We start from the raw sequence: 2,426 nt of genomic DNA, 5'->3' as shown, positions 1-2,426 counted from the left end.
GTTAAGCTCTCTAGCGCCGATGGTAGTTGGGACCTTGTCCCTGTGAGAGTAGGACGTCGCCAAGCAACTGTAAGACGGGTCAGAATGACTCGTCTTTTTTGTGTTTCTAACTTCTAATCAGCCTCAAGTAAGTAATCCTTATTCTTTTGATCCCCTCATATTCATTTTCTTTCATTATTTTTGATCTGTAGTTTAAGATTTTCTATTTTATTTTTTGTAGAAGCGATCTGTCGGTATGTTAAAATAGTGCAGTTGTTTTTTGAGTACTTGAATATAAGAAGATATAATTTTAAAAAGGAGATAATATGAAAAAGATAGGTGTAATTACTATAGTAGTTTTAGTCCTTCTAGCAATTACTTATATGTTAGTCGGGAATTATTTTTATAATTATGCGTTGAATGCGAAACAAAAGAAGGAATTTTTAGAGGATAATCCTCATTTAGTAGAAACAGTGAATGCATCGGGAGGTGTGTTCGCTACAAATGAAGAAAAGGATGCGAGCTTTGTATCCAATCATAAACCTAATACACGAAACATAAATTCTTTCGATAAGTTGAAATTAACAGGTTATGAATATATGAATGAACAATCTAGCCATAAATGGGCAATTGTAGTTCATGGATATGATAGCAGGGCATCGAAAATGACGAAATATATCCGAAATTTTTATGAACAAGGCTATAACGTCATAGCGCCAGATCTTCGTGGGCACGGAAATAGTGAAGGCGATTATATAGGGATGGGCTGGCACGATCGTAAAGATATTTTGATTTGGATTCAACAAATTATAAAGAAAGACCCTAATGCTGAAATAGCACTCTTTGGTGTTTCAATGGGCGGGGCAACTGTAATGATGACTTCAGGTGAAGAGTTACCTTCTAATGTGAAAGTTATTATTGAAGATTGTGGATACTCAACTGTTATTGATGAATTTACTTATCAACTAAAAGATTTATTCCACTTGCCAAAGTTTCCTGTTATGAACGCGGCAAATACAATTACAAAATTAAGAGCTGGATATGATTTAGAAGAAGCTTCAGCTGTAAAACAAGTAGCGAAAAGTAAAACACCGATGCTATTTATTCATGGGGATGCCGATACATTTGTTCCTTATGAAATGTTAGATGAATTATACAATGCTGCAAAAGTAGAAAAAGAGAAATTAATTGTTCCAGGTGCTGGACATGGAGAAGCTGAGAAGATAGATTCAAATAAATATTGGAATACGGTATGGAAATTCGTAGGGAAGTATATTCCGGCGTAAAGTTGTTTCATGTTTATATACGATAATCAGAGGGATAATAGTTTATTCTTTTGATTATCGTTTTTTTATTAATCAGGTATCTACTATATGAAGGGGATAGAGCAAAAACTTTTGAATTCCTTAATCTCAGTGCTACAATGATTGAAAACTATATGTTAATGAGGTGTTTCTATGAAAATTGAAGTATGGTCAGATTTCGTATGCCCGTTTTGCTACATTGGGAAACGTAGATTAGAAATGGCTTTAGAGCAATTTCCGCATAAGAAGGACGTTGAAGTTGAGTTTAAAAGTTTTGAATTAGACCAAAATGCTCCAATCTATTCTGGAACAAGTATTAATGAAGTACTCGCATCAAAGTATGGGATTAGTATTGAAGAAGCTAAGCGTAATAACGTACAACTAGGAAATCATGCAGCGAGTATGGGTTTAAGTTTTAACTTTGATGAGATGAAGCCGACGAACACTTTTGATGCACATCGTCTTGCGAAGTTTGCAAAGGATCAAGGGAAAGAAAAAGAGATTACGGAAAATCTCCTTTTTGCATATTTCACAGAATCGAGAAATTTAAGTGATGTAGATACGCTTGCTACTATTGCTGAAGCTTCAGGTTTAGATAAACAAGAAGCTTTACGTGTTATTCATGATAAAAGTGCATATGCAAATGATGTTAGAATTGATGAAGCAATTGCCCAGCGATATCAAATTTCAGGAGTACCTTATTTTATTATTAATCAAAAGTATGCTATTTCAGGTGCACAACCACTTGAAACTTTTGTTGGTGCACTTCAGCAAGTGTGGGAAGAAGAGAATCCAACACCTAAGTTACAAGAGCTTTCTTCAGAAGGTGGAAGCGATATGTCTTGTACGGATGAAAGTTGTTCAGTACCTTCAAAAGAACAATAGTTTTTATAATGGAATAGCAACCCATAGAGTATTTTATGGGTTGCTTATCTATTCTTATAGAAGAGGTATATAAATAGATAATGTAAATAGGATTTATAAAAAATGAAGTTTTTTATAAAAACATGTTGACGATTAGAGTATAGAGGTGTAATATAGAACAAGTCGCCGATGCAATAACACAGAAAGCGGCAAACGAAATAAAAAACTTAGTTGACATTGAAAGATGAAGATGTTAACATAAGGAAGTCGCAAATGAGC

At 34.2% G+C, this 2,426-nt stretch carries 2 protein-coding genes; both read left to right on the top strand.

The genetic code is table 11. The annotated features are described in order from the left end of the window. Nucleotides 1–305 precede the first annotated feature (305 nt). Nucleotides 306–1,265, top strand: a complete 960-nt coding sequence (locus tag AC3WTI_RS28355) for an alpha/beta hydrolase (protein WP_097842126.1) — start codon at nucleotides 306–308, stop codon at nucleotides 1,263–1,265. Nucleotides 1,266–1,436: 171 nt separating this feature from the next. Beyond that, a complete protein-coding gene (locus tag AC3WTI_RS28350) occupies nucleotides 1,437–2,168 on the top strand; it encodes a DsbA family oxidoreductase (RefSeq protein ID WP_087955364.1) in 732 nt (243 codons plus the stop codon). The last annotated feature ends 258 nt before the right edge of the window (nucleotides 2,169–2,426 follow it).

Source organism: Bacillus sp. EB106-02-03-XG38 (assembly GCF_058792175.1).
Note: the sequence above shows the minus strand (reverse complement) of the source record. Positions and strands in the feature narration are given on the sequence as shown.

What these genes read in the sequence shown, in the direction of transcription:
- AC3WTI_RS28355 (WP_097842126.1), top strand. Translation starts at nt 306, where the DNA reads ATGAAAAAGATAGGTGTAATTACTATAGTAGTTTTAGTCCTTCTAGCA.
- AC3WTI_RS28350 (WP_087955364.1), top strand. Translation starts at nt 1,437, where the DNA reads ATGAAAATTGAAGTATGGTCAGATTTCGTATGCCCGTTTTGCTACATT.